21 protein-coding genes are annotated in these 20367 nt (G+C 59.8%); 12 read left to right on the forward strand and 9 right to left on the reverse strand.

Features of this window, described 5'->3' with window-relative positions; translation table 11 throughout:
* Positions 1-57: 57 nt before the first annotated feature.
* The 6 genes from clpX to GOQ28_RS17495 all read right to left on the reverse strand — a co-directional run bounded on the left by clpX (position 58) and on the right by GOQ28_RS17495 (position 4908).
* Positions 58-1356 (reverse strand): ATP-dependent Clp protease ATP-binding subunit ClpX, encoded by a 1299-nt coding sequence (gene clpX, locus GOQ28_RS17470; protein ID WP_160349619.1) that lies wholly within the window; start codon positions 1354-1356, stop codon positions 58-60.
* Positions 1357-1455: 99 nt separating this feature from the next.
* Complete coding sequence (gene clpP / locus GOQ28_RS17475; protein WP_160349620.1) at positions 1456-2109, reverse strand: ATP-dependent Clp endopeptidase proteolytic subunit ClpP; 654 nt, start codon at positions 2107-2109, stop codon at positions 1456-1458.
* A 2-nt stretch (positions 2110-2111) separates the two neighbouring features.
* Positions 2112-3422, reverse strand: a complete 1311-nt coding sequence (gene tig / locus GOQ28_RS17480; protein WP_160349621.1) for a trigger factor — start codon at positions 3420-3422, stop codon at positions 2112-2114.
* Positions 3423-3644: 222 nt separating this feature from the next.
* Complete coding sequence (locus GOQ28_RS17485; protein WP_160349622.1) at positions 3645-3851, reverse strand: cold-shock protein; 207 nt, start codon at positions 3849-3851, stop codon at positions 3645-3647.
* Between the two features lie 267 nt (positions 3852-4118).
* A complete protein-coding gene (locus tag GOQ28_RS17490; protein WP_012249703.1) occupies positions 4119-4322 on the reverse strand; it encodes a cold-shock protein in 204 nt (67 codons plus the stop codon).
* A 268-nt stretch (positions 4323-4590) separates the two neighbouring features.
* Positions 4591-4908: a hypothetical protein gene (locus GOQ28_RS17495; protein WP_160357348.1), complete on the reverse strand. Its 318-nt coding sequence runs from the start codon at positions 4906-4908 to the stop codon at positions 4591-4593.
* 195 nt (positions 4909-5103) lie between these two features.
* On the opposite strand from GOQ28_RS17495, the gene GOQ28_RS17500 reads away from it, so the two are divergent.
* The gene (locus GOQ28_RS17500) at positions 5104-5373 is read left to right on the forward strand and encodes a DUF2513 domain-containing protein (protein ID WP_160357349.1); all 270 of its coding nucleotides are present in this window, start codon (positions 5104-5106) and stop codon (positions 5371-5373) included.
* A gap of 13 nt (positions 5374-5386) precedes the next feature.
* Here GOQ28_RS17500 and GOQ28_RS17505 read toward each other — a convergent pair whose 3' ends face one another.
* Entirely contained in the window at positions 5387-5677 is a 291-nt protein-coding gene (locus GOQ28_RS17505; RefSeq protein ID WP_336603808.1) for a hypothetical protein, read from the reverse strand.
* Between the two features lie 140 nt (positions 5678-5817).
* Here GOQ28_RS17505 and GOQ28_RS17510 point away from each other — a divergent pair, with 140 nt between their 5' ends.
* Positions 5818-6369: a TIGR00645 family protein gene (locus GOQ28_RS17510; protein WP_160357350.1), complete on the forward strand. Its 552-nt coding sequence runs from the start codon at positions 5818-5820 to the stop codon at positions 6367-6369.
* Positions 6370-6442: 73 nt separating this feature from the next.
* Here the strand turns inward: GOQ28_RS17510 and GOQ28_RS17515 are convergent, their stop codons facing one another.
* Both GOQ28_RS17515 and gltS read right to left on the reverse strand, forming a co-directional pair.
* Entirely contained in the window at positions 6443-7912 is a 1470-nt protein-coding gene (locus tag GOQ28_RS17515) for a TAXI family TRAP transporter solute-binding subunit (RefSeq protein WP_160357351.1), read from the reverse strand.
* Between the two features lie 115 nt (positions 7913-8027).
* Positions 8028-9263 (reverse strand): sodium/glutamate symporter, encoded by a 1236-nt coding sequence (gene gltS, locus GOQ28_RS17520; RefSeq protein ID WP_160357352.1) that lies wholly within the window; start codon positions 9261-9263, stop codon positions 8028-8030.
* Positions 9264-9621: 358 nt separating this feature from the next.
* Here gltS and GOQ28_RS17525 point away from each other — a divergent pair, with 358 nt between their 5' ends.
* The 10 genes from GOQ28_RS17525 (at position 9622) to GOQ28_RS17565 (ending at position 20340) form a co-directional block, all read left to right on the forward strand.
* Entirely contained in the window at positions 9622-11283 is a 1662-nt protein-coding gene (locus GOQ28_RS17525) for an ABC transporter substrate-binding protein (RefSeq protein WP_160349627.1), read from the forward strand.
* Complete coding sequence (locus GOQ28_RS17530) at positions 11280-12350, forward strand: ABC transporter ATP-binding protein (protein WP_160349628.1); 1071 nt, start codon at positions 11280-11282, stop codon at positions 12348-12350. Before GOQ28_RS17525 ends, GOQ28_RS17530 begins: the two co-directional genes overlap by 4 nt.
* Positions 12347-13315, forward strand: coding sequence for an ABC transporter ATP-binding protein (locus tag GOQ28_RS17535; RefSeq protein ID WP_160349629.1), 969 nt, complete (start codon positions 12347-12349; stop codon positions 13313-13315). The genes GOQ28_RS17530 and GOQ28_RS17535 overlap by 4 nt, the downstream gene beginning before the upstream one ends.
* A 15-nt stretch (positions 13316-13330) precedes the next feature.
* Positions 13331-14266 carry an ABC transporter permease gene (locus tag GOQ28_RS17540; RefSeq protein ID WP_160349630.1) on the forward strand — a complete coding sequence of 312 codons (936 nt, stop codon included), beginning with the start codon at positions 13331-13333 and terminating at the stop codon, positions 14264-14266.
* Positions 14263-15153, forward strand: coding sequence for an ABC transporter permease (locus tag GOQ28_RS17545; RefSeq protein ID WP_160357353.1), 891 nt, complete (start codon positions 14263-14265; stop codon positions 15151-15153). Before GOQ28_RS17540 ends, GOQ28_RS17545 begins: the two co-directional genes overlap by 4 nt.
* Positions 15154-15162: 9 nt before the next feature.
* A complete protein-coding gene (locus tag GOQ28_RS17550) occupies positions 15163-16701 on the forward strand; it encodes an alkaline phosphatase family protein (RefSeq protein WP_160357354.1) in 1539 nt (512 codons plus the stop codon).
* Positions 16698-17465, forward strand: a complete 768-nt coding sequence (locus tag GOQ28_RS17555) for an HAD family hydrolase (protein ID WP_160357355.1) — start codon at positions 16698-16700, stop codon at positions 17463-17465. The genes GOQ28_RS17550 and GOQ28_RS17555 overlap by 4 nt, the downstream gene beginning before the upstream one ends.
* Before the next feature lie 43 nt (positions 17466-17508).
* Positions 17509-18459, forward strand: coding sequence for a LysR family transcriptional regulator (locus tag GOQ28_RS17560; protein ID WP_160357356.1), 951 nt, complete (start codon positions 17509-17511; stop codon positions 18457-18459).
* A 157-nt stretch (positions 18460-18616) separates the two neighbouring features.
* Positions 18617-18979: an AtuA-related protein gene (locus GOQ28_RS18685; RefSeq protein ID WP_236844401.1), complete on the forward strand. Its 363-nt coding sequence runs from the start codon at positions 18617-18619 to the stop codon at positions 18977-18979.
* A complete protein-coding gene (locus tag GOQ28_RS17565; protein ID WP_236844402.1) occupies positions 18976-20340 on the forward strand; it encodes an acyclic terpene utilization AtuA family protein in 1365 nt (454 codons plus the stop codon). Before GOQ28_RS18685 ends, GOQ28_RS17565 begins: the two co-directional genes overlap by 4 nt.
* Positions 20341-20367: the final 27 nt, after the last annotated feature.

Here is a 20367-nt window from a genome sequence, read left to right on the forward strand (position 1 = left end):
GCGCGCGCTCGGCGCGCGCCGTTCCGTTTACTCGCTGTTGCTAGTATGTCAGCCGTGTTAAGCCGCCGCACCGCGAACCTGCGATTGATCCGATTTATCGGACGATTCGCCCTCTTCAGCGTAAATCAATAGCGGCTTGCCGTCGCCTTCGATGGCGTTTTCGTCAAGCACGACACGATTGACGTTGCCTTGTGACGGCAGGTCGTACATCGTATCGAGCAAAGCACCCTCGATAATCGAGCGCAGACCACGCGCACCGGTCTTGCGCTTGAGCGCCTTACGAGCAATCGCCTTGAGCGCGCCGGGCCGTACATCGAGTTCAGCGCCTTCCATCGCGAAGAGCTTCTGGAATTGCTTGATGAGCGAGTTCTTGGGCTCGGTCAAGATCTGAACCAGCGCGGCTTCGTCCAGCTCGTCCAGCGTGGCCACCACGGGCAGCCGACCAACCAGCTCGGGGATCAAGCCGAACTTGATCAGGTCCTCGGGCTCGACTTCGCTAAACAGTTCGCCCACGCCGCGTTCGGACTTGGCTTTGACCGAAGCCGAGAAACCGATGCCGGATTTTTCCGTACGATCACGGATCACCTTTTCCAGGCCGTCGAACGCACCGCCCACGATGAACAGGATGTTGGTGGTGTCGACTTGGACAAAATCCTGGTTCGGGTGCTTGCGTCCGCCCTGCGGAGGCACGGAAGCCACGGTGCCTTCGATAAGCTTGAGCAGCGCCTGTTGCACGCCCTCACCCGATACATCACGGGTGATCGAGGGGTTGTCGGACTTACGGGAGATCTTGTCGATCTCGTCGATGTAGATAATGGCGCGCTGTGCCTTGTCTACCTCGTAGTTGCAGTTTTGCAGCAACTTTTGAATGATGTTTTCGACGTCCTCGCCCACGTAACCGGCTTCGGTAAGCGTGGTGGCATCTGCCATGACGAACGGGACGTTCAGCATGCGAGCCAGCGTCTGCGCCAGCAAGGTCTTGCCCGAGCCGGTGGGCCCGATGAGCATGATGTTGCTCTTGGACAGCTCGACTTCGTCGCCCTTGATTTCGCCGTGGCGAATACGCTTGTAGTGGTTATATACCGCTACGGCCAGCATGCGCTTGGGCAGCGTCTGACCAACAACGTACTGATCCAGGAAAGTCTTGATCTCAGCCGGCGTAGGCAGCTCAGATCGAATGGCCGCGCGCGCGGTGGCCTGAGCCTCCTCGCGGATAATGTCATTGCAAAGGTCGATACACTCGTCGCAAATGAACACGGATGGCCCCGCGATCAGCTTGCGGACTTCGTGCTGGCTCTTATTGCAGAACGAGCAGTGCAGCACCTTGGCGTCGGCCGGTCCCTTTTTATCAGGCATATGTGTTTCGTATCTCTGGTGAGAATGCGCCAGCCACAGGGCCGGCGTATTCAACGCTTACTTGGACGTCACCGCACTGCTCCGGGTTTTACCGCGAGCTTAGCCCTCGGAGCGGGATGCGAGAACCTTGTCCACCAACCCATACGATACCGCATCTTCAGCCGACATGAAGTTGTCGCGCTCGGTGTCGACGGCGATTCTCTCTACCGGCTGCCCGGTATTGTCGGCCAGAATGCGGTTCAAACGCTCGCGCAGGTCCAGAATTTCGCGAGCCTGGATCTGAATATCCGAGGCCTGACCCTGGGCACCGCCGGACGGCTGGTGAATCATGATGCGCGAGTTAGGCAGCGTGAAACGTTTGCCCTTCTTGCCAGCCGCCAGCAAGAATGCGCCCATGCTGGCCGCCAAGCCCGTGCACAATGTCGAAACATCGGGCTTGATGAACTGCATGGTGTCGTAAATGGCCATCCCGGCATACACCGACCCGCCAGGCGAGTTGATGTATAGCGAGATGTCCTTATCGGGGTTTTCCGATTCCAGGAACAGCAACTGCGCCACGATCAGATTGGCCGTGTTGTCATTGACCGGGCCAACCAGGAAGATCAGACGCTCGCGCAGCAGGCGCGAATAGATGTCATAGGCACGCTCTCCGCGACCAGACTGCTCGATGACCATGGGGATATAGCCCAGGCCGGTCGGCGTGACCGAAGACCCGCCGTACATTGCTGCATAGAAATCGGTAAACCTCTGCATACTTACGCCATCCCCATCAACTGATCAAAGGGCACTTGCTCTTCGGTAACCTTGGCTTGTTCGAGCACGTGTTGCACGACGTTGTCTTCGAGCACGATTGCTTCGATTTCAGCGCGGCGCTGACGGTCGGACAGGTAGTAGCTGACGACCTGAGCCGGCTGCTCGTAGTTCTGCGCGAATTCCTCGATGCGAGCGCGGACTTGCTCGGGCTTAGCCTGCAATTGTGCTTGCTTGACCAGCTCGGCAACCAACAGGCCCAGACGCACGCGGCGTTCGGATTCGGTGCTGAAAGCTTCAGCCGGGATGGGCACCGACTCGGCGTTCGGGATGCCACGCTGCTTGAGCTCTTCGCGGGCAGCTTGAACGCGGCTTTCCACGTCGCTGTCGACCAGGGCCTTGGGCACGTCGAACTTGGCGGCTTCGACCAGGGCGTCCATGACGCTGGCCTTGGTGCGGCCTTGCGAACGGGCTTTGACTTCGCGCTCGATGTTGGCGCGGATGTCGGCCTTCAGCTTTTCGACATCGCCTTCGGCTTGGCCGAGGGCTTTGGCAAACTCGCCGTCGACTTCGGGCAACACGCCTTCGGCGACTTCCTTCACGGTGATCGTGAATTCAGCGGTTTTACCAGCGACTTCCTGGCCTTGGTAGTCTTCGGGGAAGCTGAGCGGGAAGACCTTGGTCTCGCCAGCCTTCAGGCCGGTCGCGGCCGTTTCGAACTCAGGCAACATGCGGCCTTGGCCGAGCACGAACGAGAAGCCTTCGGCTTTGCCGCCTTCGAAGGGCACGCCGTCGATAGTGCCGGCGAAGTCGAGCGTGACACGGTCGCCGCTGGCAGCGGCGCGGTCTTCACGGGCTTCGTACGTAGCGCGCTGTTTGCGCAGCACGTCGAGGGTCTGGTCGACTTCGGCGTCGGTGACCGGGGTCTCGTAGCGGGTCACGGCCAGCGCGGACAGGTCCGGCACGGCGACTTCAGGATAGACCTCGAACGTGGCCGTAAAGGCTAACGTGTCTTCGGCGACGCCTTCGGTCTTGGGCTCCAGAGAAGGAGTGCCAGCGACACGCAGCTTCGCGGCTTCGATAGCTTGTTCAAACGCACGGCCGACTTGGCCATTGATCACGTCGTAGCGGATGCCAGGGCCGTGGCTACGTTCCAGCATGGCCAGAGGGGCCTTGCCAGGACGGAACCCGGGCACTTTGGCCGTACGGGCGACGCGCTTCAATTGCGCCTGGACTTCCTTTTCGACGTCGGCCACGGAAACCGACAGATCCAAGCGGCGTTCCAGACCAGAGAGGGTTTCAACCACAGGCTGCATCAAAATTATCCGAGAAATGGGTGAACGAACGGGTAAACCGGGCATTTTACCGGAAAGTTGGACCAGGCTGCGAAAACCGCTGCCAAGGGTCCGCTTAAGCCCGGCGTACGGCGTCTATCTCGGCCCCTGTCCAGTCGCTAAGAGTGCAGTGCTCGAACGAGCAAACGCCCCTGAAAGCGTTGCGCTAACAGGGGCGAGGCCCACACGCGCCTGCCCGAAGAATCAGCCGGCGACGGTGATGTTCTTTGCGCTGGGGCCTTTGGGGCCCTGCCCGACTTCAAAGCTCACGCGCTGATTTTCCTGCAGCGACTTGTATCCGTCGCTGCGAATTTCCGAGTAATGGGCAAAGAGATCTTTGCTGCCATCATCCGGGGTAATAAAACCGTAGCCCTTTTCTGCGTTGAACCACTTGACGATACCTGTTGCCATGAGAGTGTCCTTACCTACTGAAGCGATTGCTCGCGGGATGCTAGATCGTCAAGGATGGGCAACAAAACTGCGGGTACCTGGGCGCCAATGAGACCGACACCATGTCGCTTGAAAATCTCGCAAATCCAGTTTATGAGGCGCGCGGGCCGACGTCAAACTTTCAAATGGAAACAAGTTTTGTACGAAGACGGAATGTTTCGCCGCGATGGCGCGGGCAACAAAAAAGCCCCTTGCGGGGCTTTCGGATTCAGTTCCTAGATCTGTGGATTACAGAACTTGGATCTTCGTCGCTTGGGGGCCTTTGGGGCCGTTAGCCGTCACGAAGCTGACGCGCTGGTTCTCTTCCAGGGACTTGAAGCCGTTGGCTTGGATTTCCGAGAAGTGCGCGAACAGGTCCTTACCGCCAGCTTCGGGGGTGATGAAGCCGTAACCTTTCTCCGAGTTGAACCACTTAACAACGCCGGTTTCCATACTGTATTTCCTAAATAATGTGGGCAACATGCCCGGGAGTCACGAATCAATCAAGAAGGGGACAGTAGAACAATAACGCCGGCCGGAGAGGCACTGCACTGATCGAAAATCACAACGCTTGAGATCGTGTGCCGTCACTATCGTCAGGTTGTCCCGACAAGTCAACATATTCCTCAAAAACGCGTACCAATAATGCAACAAAGCGCAACTTGATTGTCGGGTTTTTGGGAACTTTTGGCGCGCATCACTGTCGTGTGCGCCCCAAAAATCAGTCGATGGGAAGACCTAAGAGGTCGAGTGCAGCGTTATAGGCGTCCTCATCGGCGCAAAAAAACACTGCAACGTCTCCAGGATTCACATTCTCGAGGACTTGATCCACCTGTTCCTGCGCGGTTTCGATATCGTCGACCATGGTCGCGTGAATATCGGCACCGGCTTGGACTTTTTCGGCGGGAACGATCTCTGCGATGGCCTCGAGGTCTGACACGCCAGCGATGACGTAGCTATCGATGCGTTCACCGTCCAGCGTGGTCGCGAGCGCGACGCCGCCAGCGATGTCTGAGATCTTGGTGCTGGTTATTTCCACGAGCGTGCCTCCTTCATGCATTGGTACGCGGGGGTCGGCACTATAACAGCCTTGCGATGGCAGTAATCGTAAAAAACACTATGAGCGGACCCGGATTTACCCTAACCTGTACGTCTTGCGTCCGCCACGTCTTGAGCGTGTTGTATTTGCCCCTCGGATGGCCGGCCGCTCAATTAACCGATAGTAAGGATGGCTATGCGACGCGATTTTGATTTGGTGGTGACGATGTTAAGCGAGCTGCGCGACGCAGAGGCCGCGGCGCTATCACAAGACGAGCTCGTGAGTGCTGTGCGGGCGAGTATTCCCGATGAGTTGACCGATGCGACGATCACGCATCATCTGAATATTTTGCTGGACGCGGGGCTCATCGCGCCGGCCGCGGTCAATGGCGAAGCGTCGGCTGGCTGGCGCTTGACCTGGAAAGGCCATGATGCGCTGGAACAGGAAGAAGAAGACGAAGAGTAGCGGCTGAGACAGCCTAGCCGCGGTGCATCGTCCGATGCCCGCGCACGCGGTGGGTCAGCAATGCTGCCGCCGTGCCGATCACCAGGGAAAACAAGAATGCCGCCACGGCGAGCAAAGTGGTGATGTCCGCGGCCGGCCCTCGCGTGGCGAGACAAGCGACAACAATGGTGGTCACGCAGGACTGTAGCGACACGCCGATCAGGCTGTTACGACGACGTCTGAAACACCCGGCCACCGCGCCCCCGGCCAGCGCCGCAAGCACCACGATAGCCATTCCCCAAAAGACGGACTCATACGCTTGCACGGTATGCACTCATCCTATGAATAGGTGGCGGGCAGCATAGCATGCAGTCTGAATTGTCACACCGCAGGCCATGAGCCAACGTCGGGGCTGTCCTGATTGGTAGAATTCTCGCCCCTTTTTTCGACAAATTCCGACGCAGCATGATTCGTCACGCCCGTAGTTCCCACGCCTTACCTCCACTTGCAGCTTTGATATTCAGTTCGCGCTGGCTGCAACTCCCGCTCTATCTCGGACTGATCGTCGCACAGGCGGTTTACGTTTTGCTGTTTCTGAAGGAGCTGTGGCACCTGGTGACACACGCGTCTTCGTTTGGCGAACTCGAAATCATGTTGATCGTCCTGGGACTGATCGATGTGGTGATGATTTCGAACCTGCTCGTGATGGTGATCGTGGGCGGCTACGAGACTTTTGTTTCGAGACTGCGCCTCGAAGGACATCCGGATAGCCCTGAGTGGCTGAGTCACGTGAACGCCAGTGTATTGAAGGTCAAACTGGCGATGGCCATCATCGGCATCTCATCGATTCACCTGCTGCGTACGTTTATTGAAGCAGGCAATATCGGCGCGCCCGACTCGCGCTTTACGGAGACTGGCATCATGTGGCAAACCATTATCCATGTCACCTTTATTCTGTCTGCGATCGGCATTGCCTATGTCGACAAGCTTCTGGCATCGGCGAGCAAAGACCACTGAGCAATGTAGCCTGACTGGCGGACGCCGGGCGTCCTGCCAGCCAAATAGCGCCTGACAGCAGGCGATGGCGGCGCTATTGCGCCGTCTGTACTTCTGACGCCTTGGTTTCAGCGAAGAAGGCCTCCGCGCCAGAGTGCAGCGGGATGGTGATGCCAGTGAGCGCATGGCGCAGCGAGATCATGGCGCCGGCAGAGCTGCCCGCCGCGACGAAGTCGATGCCTGTATAGACGCCGGTCAATACCCGGCGTACCTCGGCGTTCGACATACTGGTGGTCGCAACCAGCAGTGCCGCCACGCCCACGGTGCGCACGGCAGTGTCCTGCCCCGGATAGGTGCCTGCGGGCAGCATGATTGGCACGATGCCGGGCGACTTGCGCGCCAACATCGCAACGGCCTCGGGCGACAGCGACAGAATGCGGATCGCGTTATCGGCGGCCAAACGCTGCAATTGGCGTTCGGGAGCGCTGATCACGGTGACGAAGGCGTCGATTTCTCCTCGCGCGAGCGCTTGGCCGGCCTCTACCGGGCCCATGTCGGAGGCCTGGATGTCGGACTCTCGCAAGCCGTGGGCCTCTAGCACTGCCAATGCGGTGTTGCGCGTCCCAGAGGCGGGCAGACCGAGATCGACTTTCAAACCCCGCAAGGCCGACACCGACGTCGGGCCATCGGCGCGCACCACGAACTGCACGGCTTCTGGGAACAGGCTGCCTAATGCGCGCAGCGACGGTGCCGCGCCCTGTGCGGCAAAAGGACCTGTCCCTTGAAATGCCATCAGCGCGACGTCGCTTTGCACGATACCGACGGTGGCGAAATGACTGCGCAACAGTTGCGCGTTTTGCACGCTGCCCTCGGTAGTGGTGGCGGCGACCCTGACGCCGACAGGCTTGCCGAGCGTTGCGATTTCTTTGGCCACCACGGCGTACTCGCCGCTGGGTTGCCCCCCGGCCACGACGAGTACGCGTTGCAGATTATCCAGCCGCAAGTCGATTTGGCGCATCGCCTCCTGCAGTTCTTCCGCGATGATGGCGCGCGAGGCGGCGGCCTGCGAAGGCGGCATGACGGAGAAACGCTCCATGATCGGTTCGACGAGTTCGCGCGCGGTTTCGCTGGCCTGATCTTGCACCGGTACGGCGTCGGGGGCCTCGGGAGGCACAAAGAGGACGGGTTTCCAGTCGCCGTCGTCTTCTTTGCTGAATGTCACCGAGCCGTGCACCAGCAAGGAATCGCCCGCGGCGTTGCCCGTGCTCTGAATGCCGCTGATGCCACGCTCAGTGGCACCCAGCAGACTGGCCAGCGCCGCCGGGTTCAGGGCATCCCAGTCCGAAAATCGGTAATCGCGCTCCAGCGTGAAACGCGCGTTGTAATAAACGATCATGCGCGCCGCGCCGTCACCACCGGCGGCCAGGGACGCGCTGCCCATGCGTTTGAGACTGGCGATTTCAAGTAGCGGGTCGTGAAAGGCCGAACGCAGGCGTTCGCTCACCACATCCCGCACGTCTGCCTCATCCGGACCGCGAGCGCAGCCGGTAAGAAACGTCAACAAAAGCAGGCAAAGTGCGAGCCACTGGTAGCGGACAGTGCAAGACCAGAGCGAAGTGCCACGCGCGGCGGGTACGGGGCATGAAGAGACGGAGAGCCTGAGCATGGGAGCGACTTATTTAATAGCCGAAGATCGGGAGAGTCAGAAAACCCTGTAAAAACAAGGCGTTTGTGATATCGATCAGGAATGCTCCCACGATCGGAATAATCAAGAACGCCTGTGGCGAGGGCCCGTACTTGGCCGTGATCGCCTGCATGTTGGCGATAGCGGTCGGGGTCGCGCCCAGCGCCAGACCGCAATGGCCTGCGGAAATCACCGCGGCGTCGTAGTTGCGTCCCATTACAGGGAACGTCAAGTAGGTGATGTAAATCGCCGCCAGCACGGTTTGTATAGCTAACACCACCAGAATGGGCAATGCAAGCGACACCAGCTCCCACAGACGCAGCGCGAGCAACGCCATGGCCAGAAACAACGATAGGGACACGCCCCCTAATAGCGCCACGGTGTTGTCATCGACTTTATAGAGCCGGGCAAACGACAGACCGTTGCGCAATACGACGCCCGTAAACAGCGTCCACACAAAGCTCGGCAGCGTCACATATTCGTTTTGCGCGACGTTGCTAAGCCATCGCCCGCAGAGGACACAGGCCACGATTAGCAACAGGCTATGCATGAACGAAATCGGCGTCAGGGTCTTGGCGCCCGAGGCGGTTTCGTCTGGCTGAACTTCGGCCGCCTCAGCAGCAGCCGCCGGTACGCCTGGCGCAACGGCAGTCTCCTTGGATAGTTTGTTGCGTTTAATCAGCCGCTGCGCGACTGGACCGCCCAGGACACCGCCCAGCACCAGTCCGAATGTCGCACAGGCCATCGCCAGCTCCATCGCACCTTGCAGGTTGTCGACTTCGGCGAAACGACCCGCGTAGGCCGCGCCGGTGCCATGCCCGCCCAGCAAGGTGATGGAGCCTGACAGCAGCCCGACCAGCGGGTGCAAGTCCATCGCCCATGCGGCGGTGATGCCCGCGATGTTCTGCACAACAAGCATGCCGATCATCAACGCCCAGAAGACGATCAGGCTTCTGCCCCCCTTCAGTAGCGTACGCAGGTCGGCGCCCAGGCCAATCGTCGCAAAGAAGGCCAGCATCAAAGGGGTTTGTAACGAAAGGTCCATGGCGACTTGGACGTCCGCGCCAAACAGCAAAACCGTAATCAATACGGCAGCGAGCAACCCGCCTACGACAGGCTCGGGAATGCTGTAGCGACGTAGGAAACCGATACGGTTCACGAGCGCCCGACCGATCAAGAGGACCACAATCGCAATGACCAGCGTGCTCATTGCATCGAATTCGAACAGCATCAAAGTGTTATCCCTACGTCAATTCAATCTGGATTGGAGATGCATGCGCTCGCCTGTTAACCGTGTACCACCGCAGGGCGGCCCGCAGCGAGCGAGGCATTTTATAACCAGTGACATGTGACGACGGATGATTCCGTAGGGAAATCCGACCAACTCCGAGAGTGTCGGCGCCAAGCACGAGAAAAAGCGTTTTTGTCCGCCAAGATGGCCCTAACTGCAGGCTTTGTTGCGGTATGTGCCAATGGGTCGACTGTCATCAAAATATCACGCTACCGTCACGCGACGGCAACACGCCCTGCCTAGACTGCCGGGACGCTTGGGAAACAAGCACCCGTCGAAATCTAAGTGAGGCCGTTACATGAACATCAGCCGCCGTCAGTGGCTCGCATTCACCGCTGGGGTAATCACCACTGCCGTTTCTACGCCGGGATGGGCGCAGCACCGGGATCAGCCATCCGGAGGAAAACGGATTCTACGCATCGCGGTCTCTGGAATCAGTAATAACGGCACCTTGTCCACCCTGCGGGAACAGAGCAACGTCGGCAAACGGGTGCTCCCCTCGCTACTGGAACCTCTGATCGCGATGGACGTGCTGGGAGACCTGAGTTTGCAGCCGGGCCTCGCACAGTCATGGCGCCGCATTGACGACAAAACCATTGAAATCAGTCTTCGCCGCGGAGTGCGATTTCATAATGGCGATGAGATGACGGCTGAAGATGTGGCTTTCAGCTTTGGACCGGACGTCATGTTCGGCGACACCCCACCGCACCGTGGCGAGGGCGCCAAGACGATTCGCACGGATAACGCCGCAGCGCATCGGGCGTCGGGCACACGCTGTCCCGCCGAAGTTGCCGCGGTGGGCCGCCGGCTGTGGCCCTCGCTGGAAGCCGTCGAGGTGCTCGATCCGTATACGGTGCGATTCGTGAACGCGGTGCCGGACCTGACGTTGGAAGGTCGTTTGGCGCGCATGGGCTGCGACATTATCAGCAAACGGCAATATCAAGAGGCGGGCGACTGGCAGGCGTGGGCCTCGGCACCCGTAGGCACCGGGCCGTTCAAGGTGAAGACGTACAAAAAGGATCAGCATCTGATTCTGGAGAAACACGCCGACTATTGGGGTGGAGCGCCGGAGGTGGACGAAGTGCACTTTTATGAAGTGCCCGAAGTCGCCTCGAGAATCAATGGGATGCTGGCGGGCGAATACGATTTCGCTACCGATATTCCGACCGATCAGATCAAGACGATCGAGTCCGCGTCCAAGCTTGAGGCTGTGGGCGGGCCCATTATTAATCATCAGATCACTTGCTTCGATAAGCATCACCCGGTCCTGGCCGATCCGCGCGTGCGACGGGCCATGGCGCACGCAATCGATCGTCAGCTGATCGTGGAAATGATGTGGGGCGGGCGCACAGTCGTTCCCCAAGGGCTGCAGTTCGAGTTCTACGGCGAAATGTTCGATCGGAACCACCACACGCCGGAATACAACCCCGAATTGGCACAGCGACTGCTAAAAGAAGCCGGCTACCAGGGCGAGGTGATCCCTTACCGTGTGCTGAATAACTACTACACCGGTCAAGTGCAAAAGGCGCAGATCATGGTGGAGATGTGGCGGTCGGTAGGCCTGAATGTACAGATGCAGATGGTCGAGAACTGGTCGCAAATCTATGATGCGTCCAGCCCCCGGGGTATTCGTGACTGGTCGAACTCGGCCGGCTATAACGATCCAGTCAGTTCGCTCGTCAATCAACATGGCCCCAACGGCCAGCAGCAGCAAAAGGGCGAATGGAACAACGAAGAGTTCAATCGCCTTTCAGGGTTGCTCGAGACTTCTACCGACCCGGCGGAACGCCAACGGGTGTATGCGCGCATGCTGCGTATCGCGGAGTATGAGGACCCTGCCTACCTGGTCGTGCATCAGACGGCTGCCTTTTACGCCAAACGCAAAGACATTCACTGGAAATGGTCGCCGACCTTTTATATGGATTTCCGGCGCGGCAATACCGCTGAGGTGTCCGTATGAATACGGCAGTATTGACCCGATTTATCGATACGCGAGACTGGACGCGAACCGACAGGCGTCTCATCGGTTCAGCCACCATCGCGCAACCGGCGGCGGCACGCGAGCGCCAAGCGCTATTGAGTATCCGCGACTTGCACGTCTCGTTCGACACTGGATCGCACCTGGTGCCGGTGCTGCATGGCGTGGATCTGGAGATCCGCCGAGGCGAAACGCTGGGAGTAGTGGGCGAGTCGGGCTGCGGCAAGAGCGTGACATGGATGGCGGTGATGCGCTTGCTGGGCGAGCGTGCACGAATCCGTGGCCGTATTCAGTTGGGGGCTGACGATATCGCCACGTTTAGCGAACGTCAGATGACACAGGTGAGGGGCAAGCGCATCGCAATGATTTTCCAGGACCCCTCCTCTTCGTTGAACCCGGTTCATACCGTCGGCCGTCAACTCATGGAGGCGGTCCGTCTGCATCGAGGCCTGCGCGGCGAGGCGGCACGGGTGGAGGCGCTAAGACTGCTGGATCGGGTGCAACTGCCCAGCGCGGCGCAACGGATGCGGGCGTGGCCGCATGAGCTGTCCGGTGGGATGAACCAGCGCGTGATGATCGCCATGGCGTTGGCGGGCGAGCCTGATCTGCTGGTGGCCGACGAGCCGACGACGGCATTGGATGTCACGATCCAGGCACAGATCCTGGACCTGCTGCGGGAGCTGCAACGAGACACAGGCATGGGCTTGGCGCTGATCTCGCACGATCTCGGCGTGATCGCGCAGGTGTGTGACCGCGTGATGGTCATGTACGCCGGCCGGGTTGTCGAAACCGCAACGGCCGATGCGCTGTTTGCTCATCCCCTGCACCCCTATACGCGTGGTTTGCTGGCCGCGCTACCCGAGCTCGATGGACCGGTCCGGCGGCTGCAGGCCATCCCTGGGACGGTGCCCTCCCCCATGGCCATGCCGGCGGGATGTGCATTTGCGCCGCGTTGCGGTCAGCGCGAGAACGATTGCGAAGTCCGTCGGCCCGGGTTAAGAGTCAACGCCCTTGACCACTCGGTCGCTTGTTGGAGGCTGACCAAATGAACGCGCCATTACTTGAGCTACGCAAGCTGGCGCGACATTATCGGGTGCGATCCGGACGAGGATGGTTTTCACCGGCGCAGACCTTGCGGGCGGTCAGCGAGGTATCGCTGCAAGTGCGCAGTGGCCAGACCGTGGGCCTGGTGGGTGAATCGGGCTGCGGCAAATCGACCACCGCGCGGCTCAGTCTGGGGCTGACCTCGCCCACCTCGGGTCAAGTGCTTTTCGAAGGCAGGCCCGTACCGGCTCAGCGTAATGCACATTGGAAAGACCTGCGCCAGCGCATGCAAATGGTGTATCAAGACCCGCTAAGCGCACTCGACCGCCGCCTGGGCGTGATGGCGCAGGTGATTGAGCCATTAAGCATTTTCCGACGCGGCTCGCCGGCCAGCCGCCGCGAGCGCGCCGCGCGCGTGTTGGGCGAGGTGGGACTGAGTGAGTCGCTGTGGCAGCGCTATCCGCATGAGCTATCCGGCGGACAACGCCAGCGCGTGGTGCTGGCGCGGGCCTTGGTGCTGAAGCCAAGCCTGCTGGTTTGCGATGAACCGATATCGGCGCTGGATGTATCGATCCAGGCGCAGGTGATCAATCTGCTCACGCAGACCCAACAGCAGCGGCGACTCGGGATGCTGTTTATTAGCCACGACCTGAAGGTCGTGCGGCAGGTCTGCGATGAAGTCGCGGTGATGTACCTGGGGCGGATTGTCGAACAGGGCACACCAGAGCAGCTATTCACCAATCCTGTGCATCCGTATACCGAGGCCCTGATCTCGGCGATACCGACGATCCAGCGCGGCAAAGTCCATCGGCGGATCTTGCTCAAGGGCGACCCGCCCAATCCGATCAATATCCCTGGCGGCTGCGCGTTTCATCCGCGTTGTCCCATCGCCAAGCAAGCGTGCCGGGAAACCTCGCCCGTTTTGCGCGAGGCAGCCGATGGGCGGCGGCTTGCGTGCCTGTACCGCTGAGAGAAGGACAATCCGATGCTGAATTATCTGGGAGAGCGCAGCCTGCGTCTGGTGATCACGCTGTGGCTGGTGTTGAGCTTTTCGTTCGTCATTTTGAGACTGTCTGGCGACCCTGCGCTAATCATTCTTTCACCCGATGCCCCACCCGAAGCCGTGGAGGCTTTTCGTAAAGCCTGGGGGCTGGACGCACCGCTATGGCAGCAGTACGTTGGGTACTTCCTGAATGCGCTGCAAGGGAATTTCGGTGTGTCGATGAAGGACGAAATCCCCGCGATGCAGTTGGCGCTCGAACGTGTTCCGGCAACGCTGGCGATCACGGTGCCTGCGCTTATTCTGCAATTGCTGATCGGCGTTCCAGCAGGGGTGTACGCGGCGCTGCACCACAATTCGCGGCTGGATCGATGGTTGATGGGTGCATCGATTGCCGGGCACACCTGTCCAAGTTTCGTGTTGGCGCTGCTACTGGTGCTGGTGTTTTCGGTATCGCTCGGGTGGTTGCCTACCGGCGGATATGGCACTTGGCGGCATGCGCTGTTGCCGGTCGCCACCCTCGCCTTCGGTGGCGCCGCAGTGCTGGCGCGTTTTACGCGATCGGCCATGGTGGAGGTGTTGGCGCAACCCTATATTCGGGCGGCCTTGGCCAAGGGACTGAGCTGGCGGCAAGTGGTGTTCCAACATGCGCTACCCAATGCCGCGATCCCCACAGTCACGCTGGTGGGCATGATGGTGGGCGGCTTGGTCGCGGGCGCCGTTGTGGTGGAAAGCGTATTTTCTTGGCCGGGTGAAGGGCGTCTGCTGGTGAGCGCGGTGACGAGTCGCGATTTGTCGGTGGTGCAGGCGGTGTTGTTCATCGTCGCGGCTAGCATGGTCATCGCCAATCTGATGGTGGATGCGGTGTATGTGATTCTGGATCCGCGTCTGCGCACGCGCCACCATGGTGCGAACGAATGAGCCTGCCTCTTATTTCCCACGCGGCCCCGTTTTCGCGCTCGCGCAGCCACATCGCTGCGTTCCTGAAGGCGTGGCCACCCATGGTGCTGCTGAGCCTGGCATGGCTTGCGCTGATGTTGATTATCGCCTGCACAGCGGACTGGCTTATGCCATATGGCTTCAGTCAGATCGATTTGCGCGCGCGCCTGCAGCCTCCGGTTTTCTTTGGCGGGGATTGGAGCCATCCCCTGGGCACTGACGAGCTGGGACGCGATGTGTATTCGCGCGTCCTGTCGGCCATCCAGGTCAGCTTGATGATCGCTTTCGCATCGACGCTGATATCTACGCTGTTGGGTGTGGTGTTGGGCATGATGGCCGCCCATGTGCGTGGCTGGCTGGAAAGCCTGGTGTTGATGCTTATCGATTTTCAGGCAGCCATGCCATTCATGATCATCGCCCTGTCGGTGTTGGCGTTCTTCGGTAGCTCGCTTGCGCTATTCATCGTCCTGATGGGGTTTTATGGATGGGAACGCGCCGCGCGGATTGCACGCAGCATGACGATCACTGCTAATGAGCAGGGCTACGCCGCGGCGGTTCACGATCTGGGTGCATCGGCATGGCGGGTTTACGGCAAACACGTGCTGCCCAACATCGCCGGCACGATCATCGTCAACATCACGATCACGTTCCCGGGTGTCGTGCTGCTGGAATCGGGATTGTCGTTTCTGGGTCTGGGCATACAGCCGCCAATGGCGAGCCTGGGCAATATGGTGGGATATGGACGCGAGTATCTGCAATCGGCGCCATGGATCCTGCTGTGCCCCAGCCTGATCATCGTGCTCACCACTTTTAGTCTGAGTCTGCTTGGCGATTGGCTACGCGACCGGCTCGACCCTGCTTTGCGTTAAGGAACCGAAATGAAGACACGCAAGAATGTACTGCTCATCGTGGTGGATCAATGGCGCGGGGATACCCTGCCCATGCTGGGCCACCCTATCAAAACGCCAAACATCACGCGGCTGGCCCAGCGCGGCGTGACGTTCGCCAATCACTACACGCAGGCGGTGCCGTGCGGACCGGGACGGGCCAGTCTGTTGACGGGTCAGTACATGATGAATCATCGCGCCGTGCAGAACACCATCCCTCTGGATGCCCGTCATACGAACGTGGCGTGGGAAGCGCGCAAGGGTGGGTACGAGCCAGCGCTGGTGGGCTACACCACGACCACGCCGGACCCGCGCCATACCGATGCGAACGACCCGCGATTCCGCGTGTTGGGAGGCGAAATGGAGGGTTGGAAGCTGGTGGGATCGTGGGGGCTGAAGATGGAAGCTTACTTCGCGTGGGTCGTGCGACAATGGCCCGACATGCCGGCTACGCCAGAAGACATGTGGCTGCCGCAGCAACCGGATCGCGCCGGCACGGACGCGACAGGCGAACCGTCGCGGGTACCCGCGGAATTTTCCGACACCGCATTTTTTGCCGAGCGCGCATTGGAGTATCTGCATGGCGCGCGACATAAACCATGGTTCCTCCATCTGGGTTTTTATCGCCCGCACCCGCCGTTTATCGCGCCAGAGCCTTGGAATCAGATGTATGACCCGAGCGATTGTCCGGCGCCGCTGCGGGCCGATACGGTAGAAGAGGAAGCCGCCCAACATCCTTTGCTCGGGTTCTATCTGGAAGATGTACGCAAAGAGCGTTTTTTTCGCCATGGCAAAGGCGTAGCCAGCCGCATGTCGGTCGACGAGGTCAAGCAGATGCGCGCGACTTATTATGGCCTGATGAGTGAGGTCGACGCGCACTTGGGACGCATCTTCGATTTCCTGGAAGAAACGGGTCAGTGGGAAGACACGCTCATTATCTTTACCAGCGACCATGCGGAGCAATTGGGCGATCATCACCTGCTGGGCAAGCTGGGATATTTCGACGAGAGCTACCATATTCCCATGATCGTGGCCGACCCACGCAAGGTCGCCGATGGGACGCGAGGCACGATAGTCAGGGAATTCACGGAGACAATCGATACGATGCCCACCATATTGGAATGGATGGGCCTGCCGATACCGCGGACTTGCGACGGGCATTCCTTGTTGCCCTTTGTCGAAACGGGAGCGACCCCGCCCGGCTGGCGTACGGAGGTGCATTACGAGTTCGATTACCGCAATATCTTTTATTCGCAACCCGAGTCGTTCGTGGGGACGGGGATCGATGACAGCTCGCTGTGCGTGATCCGCGACCACGACTACAAGTATGTGCATTTCACCAATGCTCCACCGCTGTTCTTTGACCTGCGGCGCGACCCCGGGCAATTCAACAACGTGGCGAGCGACCCGGCCTATGGCCCCACCCTGCTCCGCTATACTCAAAAGATGCTTTCGTGGCGCATGCGATACATGGACAGAACTTTGACCGGCTACGCGGCCAGCCCTGAAGGATTACGGAAACGCGCATGAACACGCTTGAAATTTTCTCGACCCCGGTGGTGGGTGACGATGCCGGCTGCGATCACGCGCGGGCGGATCTGACGACGGACAAGGTTGAACAGCGCGCGCTGCACGCTTTGTTCCGCCAAGCCGACGTGCGCGGGCTGATATTCGATCTGGATGGCACGCTGATCGACAGCGCGGACGATATCGTGGGCAGTATGCGCGACATGTTGCGCGAGACCGGCTATGGCGAGGTCCCCCAAGATTACTTCCCCGAAAATCTGCATGGGACAAGTGACGGCATCATTCGCGATGTCATGCGGGATATGGGTTGGGCGGCCCCTGACGATCTGACTGAACTGAAGGCGACGTATTACCGCATCTATGCCGAGCGCGGGCATGCCAACACCCGGCTGTATCCCCACGCATGGGAAATCCTGCGGCAATGCAGCGAGCATTTCTCATTGGGGGTATGTACCAATAAGATTTATCGCAATGCCGTTTCGGTAACGGACACGTTGGGCATCCGCCAGCATTTCGCCGCGATCACCGGCGCGGATTCTTGGTCGGCCGCAAAGCCGTCTCCGGTGCCGCTTTTGGAAACGATACGCACGCTGAATCTGCGCCCGGAGGAATGCCTCTATTTTGGTGATACGTCCGTCGACGCCGAATGCGCAGCGCGGGCCGGCGTACGTTTCGTGCTGCATGAGTCGGGGTACGGAGACCCGGCGCTGCACAAGCAGCCTTGTCATCATGCGTTCAAACAGTGGAAGGAACTGTTGACCGTCTAAAACCGCTGGCAGCCCTGGGCACACTCTTATCCGATTCGCTTCGATGACTGCCTCACCGAACATATCGTTATTACAGCTGCGGGCTTTTTTGGCGGTCAGCCGCTACGGCAGCTTTACGCGCGCTGCCGAGGTGTTGCATCGTACCCAGCCGGCGATTACGCAACAGATACGATCGCTGGAGGAATCGCTGGGGTTGAAGCTATTCGATCGTACAACCAGGCATCTGCGCTTGACCGAAGCAGCGGCGGATCTGGTGCCTGTGCTCTCGGCCATGCTCAAACAGCTGGACGATGTCGTGGATGCGACGCAGGACTTACGGCACAAGCGTCGCGGCACGGTGAGGCTGGGATGTTTACCGTCGGTTGCGGCACTTTATTTACCGGGGCGAGTGGCAGAATTTCGGCGGCATTACCCCGGCGTATCGTTTGTGGTGAGCGATGGCCTGGGGGATCAGGTCGTAGGCATGGTCAAACGTGGCGAGGTCGATTTTGGGATCACGGACGTGCAGCAGCCTGCGCACGATTTGCGTATACGCCCTCTCCTGCGCGAAACCATCCAGATTTTGTATCTGGATGGGCATCCCATTGCGCAGGCGCCGTGTATCGATGTGGACGAGCTTAGCCGGCACGATCTGATTCTGACGGCCCCGGGAAGCACCGTGCGACGCATCGTGGACACCGCCTTTGCCGCGCAAGGCCGCGTGGCCATCGCGACGTGTCAGGCGTCGTATAACACCACCGCCATCGGCATGGTGCAGGCTGGCCTGGGCGTGGCCTTATTGCCCGCGAGTGGCTTTGATCTGGACCAGGACAAGCGGCTGCGCACGCGCGCCATCGAGGCGCCAGGCTTCGATCGGGAGCTCTGCATGATTCAGCTCAAGGATCGATGCATGCCGCCTTCTACACAGGCGTTCTTGGCAATGTTAGAGGCGGAAACGGGACTTCAGTCCTTGCGGGATGCGGTGCCTGCCTGGAGCGCAACGCTGCCCGGTTAAATGAACCAGACGGGACATTCCCGACCGGTATATATAAGAAAGTCTTATCGACTTTTAAGAACATTTCATTTAACTAATATATCGACGCTCTTTAGGATGGTTGCGTAGTGACACCGGCCGCCTGCCTGGCGGTGATCCCACGGCTACAGGACCAACTATGAAGATTGTCGCGTTACGCGAACTGGCCCATGCCAGATCCGGCGAGAAAGGAAATGATTCGAACGTCTCCGTGATCGCCTACGACCCCGCGCTTTATCCCGTGCTTGAGCAGCAGGTCACAATCGAGGCCGTCGCGCCACTCTACCGGCCGATTACGCGGGGATCGATTCGCCGTTATACCCTGCCGGCCATCGGTGCCTTGAATTTTGTTTTCGAAAACGCACTGGAGGGCGGACGATCCCGGACGCTGGCGTTCGAGGAATCGGGCAAGGCGCTGTCTTCCTTGATGCTGACGTTGCGCGTGCGTGTTCCCGACGATACGGAGGAACGATCCGTGGCGGTGGCGAAGGGGAAAGCATGAAACGAATTCGTCTAGGCTGTGGCGCGGCTTGGGCGCGCGATCGTTTCGATCATGCCCCGGATCTGGTCGCGCGTGGAGAGATCGACTACCTGTGCTTTGACTCCATGTCCGAGGTCACCATGAGCGCCGCACAGGTAGCGCGCATGGAGCGCCCGGATGCGGTGCCCTATGACCCCTACCTTGTCGAACGGATGCGACCGATTCTGGCCGACTGCAAGCGCCGGGGGATACGCATCGTCACGAATCAAGGATGGCTGGACCCGGTGGCGGCGGCCAAGCGCGTCACCGAGCTGGCACGGGAGCTGGGCCTGCCGGACTTGAAGGTGGCTGCGGTGTCCGGTGGCGTGCTGCATCAGTCGATCGCTGATCTGGGCCTGACATTCATCGAGAACGGTGAACCTATTTCGCTATCGCGCGACAAGATACTGTCGGCCGAGGTCTATCTGGGCGCCGAGGGGATAGTACAGGCGCTTGAACAAGGCGCCGATGTGGTGATCACCACGCGAGTCGCGGACGCCTGTGTGTATCTGGGGCCGCTGGCTCATGAGTTCGGCTGGGATTTTAGCGACCACCATGCGATGGCGCGCGGCATGATCATCGGTCATTTGATGGAGTGCGGGACTCAGGTGACGGGTGGATACTTCGCTGACCCGGGATATAAAGAGGTTCCCGACCTGGCGAACGTGGGCGCACCGATTGCCGAAGTGAGCGAAGACACGGTGTTCATCACCAAGCTGGCGGGTACCGGTGGCTTGGTCAGCGAAACGACGTGCAAGGAACAACTGATTTACGAGGTGCAGGATCCGTCGACCTACTATTGCCCCGACTGCATCGCGGACCTGACACGCGTGTCCTTTAAACAGGCGGGGCCGGATCGTGTGCAAGTCCTGATCGATAACGCCGGCCGACCGAAAACCGATACGCTGAAAGCACTCATCGGGTTGGCCGAGGGCTATATGACCGAGGAAATGGTGCTGTTTGCCGGCCCGGGCGCGCTGGAACGCGCAGAGCTCACGAAAGAGATCCTGAGCCAACGATTCGATAAGGTCGGTCTGCGGGCGCAAGAGATACGTATGGATTATGTGGGCATCAATGCCGTGCATCGCGAGTCCACGCCTGCTTGGACCGGCGACCCGTATGAGGTCGTCTTGCGCATCGCCATCCGTACCGAAACACGCGCGGACGCGGAGAAGCTGCGCCGCGAGGTAGACCCACTGGCCGTTAATGGCACCTACGGCACCGGCAAATGGGCGACGACCTCGCCCGGATCGCGCGTGCGCGCCGTGGTGGGATTGAGTTCAGCGCTCGTGCCCAGAAAGTCGGTGCCTTTTGAAGTATCCCTGCATCGAATCGCCGTGTGAGCCAACAAAACGATACGCACAACGAAT

The sequence above is a fragment of the Bordetella sp. 02P26C-1 genome (assembly GCF_009763255.1).
Lineage (GTDB): Bacteria > Pseudomonadota > Gammaproteobacteria > Burkholderiales > Burkholderiaceae_B > Bordetella_A.

Excerpts from the sequence above, each read along its gene's own strand:
- clpX (WP_160349619.1), bottom strand. The coding sequence starts at position 1,356 with ATGCCTGATAAAAAGGGACCGGCCGACGCCAAGGTGCTGCACTGCTCG.
- clpP (WP_160349620.1), bottom strand. The coding sequence starts at position 2,109 with ATGCAGAGGTTTACCGATTTCTATGCAGCAATGTACGGCGGGTCTTCG.
- tig (WP_160349621.1), bottom strand. The coding sequence starts at position 3,422 with ATGCAGCCTGTGGTTGAAACCCTCTCTGGTCTGGAACGCCGCTTGGAT.
- GOQ28_RS17485 (WP_160349622.1), bottom strand. The coding sequence starts at position 3,851 with ATGGCAACAGGTATCGTCAAGTGGTTCAACGCAGAAAAGGGCTACGGT.
- GOQ28_RS17490 (WP_012249703.1), bottom strand. The coding sequence starts at position 4,322 with ATGGAAACCGGCGTTGTTAAGTGGTTCAACTCGGAGAAAGGTTACGGC.
- GOQ28_RS17500 (WP_160357349.1), top strand. The coding sequence starts at position 5,104 with ATGCGACGCGATTTTGATTTGGTGGTGACGATGTTAAGCGAGCTGCGC.
- GOQ28_RS17510 (WP_160357350.1), top strand. The coding sequence starts at position 5,818 with ATGATTCGTCACGCCCGTAGTTCCCACGCCTTACCTCCACTTGCAGCT.
- gltS (WP_160357352.1), bottom strand. The coding sequence starts at position 9,263 with ATGCTGTTCGAATTCGATGCAATGAGCACGCTGGTCATTGCGATTGTG.
- GOQ28_RS17525 (WP_160349627.1), top strand. The coding sequence starts at position 9,622 with ATGAACATCAGCCGCCGTCAGTGGCTCGCATTCACCGCTGGGGTAATC.
- GOQ28_RS17530 (WP_160349628.1), top strand. The coding sequence starts at position 11,280 with ATGAATACGGCAGTATTGACCCGATTTATCGATACGCGAGACTGGACG.
- GOQ28_RS17535 (WP_160349629.1), top strand. The coding sequence starts at position 12,347 with ATGAACGCGCCATTACTTGAGCTACGCAAGCTGGCGCGACATTATCGG.
- GOQ28_RS17540 (WP_160349630.1), top strand. The coding sequence starts at position 13,331 with ATGCTGAATTATCTGGGAGAGCGCAGCCTGCGTCTGGTGATCACGCTG.
- GOQ28_RS17545 (WP_160357353.1), top strand. The coding sequence starts at position 14,263 with ATGAGCCTGCCTCTTATTTCCCACGCGGCCCCGTTTTCGCGCTCGCGC.
- GOQ28_RS17550 (WP_160357354.1), top strand. The coding sequence starts at position 15,163 with ATGAAGACACGCAAGAATGTACTGCTCATCGTGGTGGATCAATGGCGC.
- GOQ28_RS17555 (WP_160357355.1), top strand. The coding sequence starts at position 16,698 with ATGAACACGCTTGAAATTTTCTCGACCCCGGTGGTGGGTGACGATGCC.
- GOQ28_RS17560 (WP_160357356.1), top strand. The coding sequence starts at position 17,509 with ATGACTGCCTCACCGAACATATCGTTATTACAGCTGCGGGCTTTTTTG.
- GOQ28_RS18685 (WP_236844401.1), top strand. The coding sequence starts at position 18,617 with ATGAAGATTGTCGCGTTACGCGAACTGGCCCATGCCAGATCCGGCGAG.
- GOQ28_RS17565 (WP_236844402.1), top strand. The coding sequence starts at position 18,976 with ATGAAACGAATTCGTCTAGGCTGTGGCGCGGCTTGGGCGCGCGATCGT.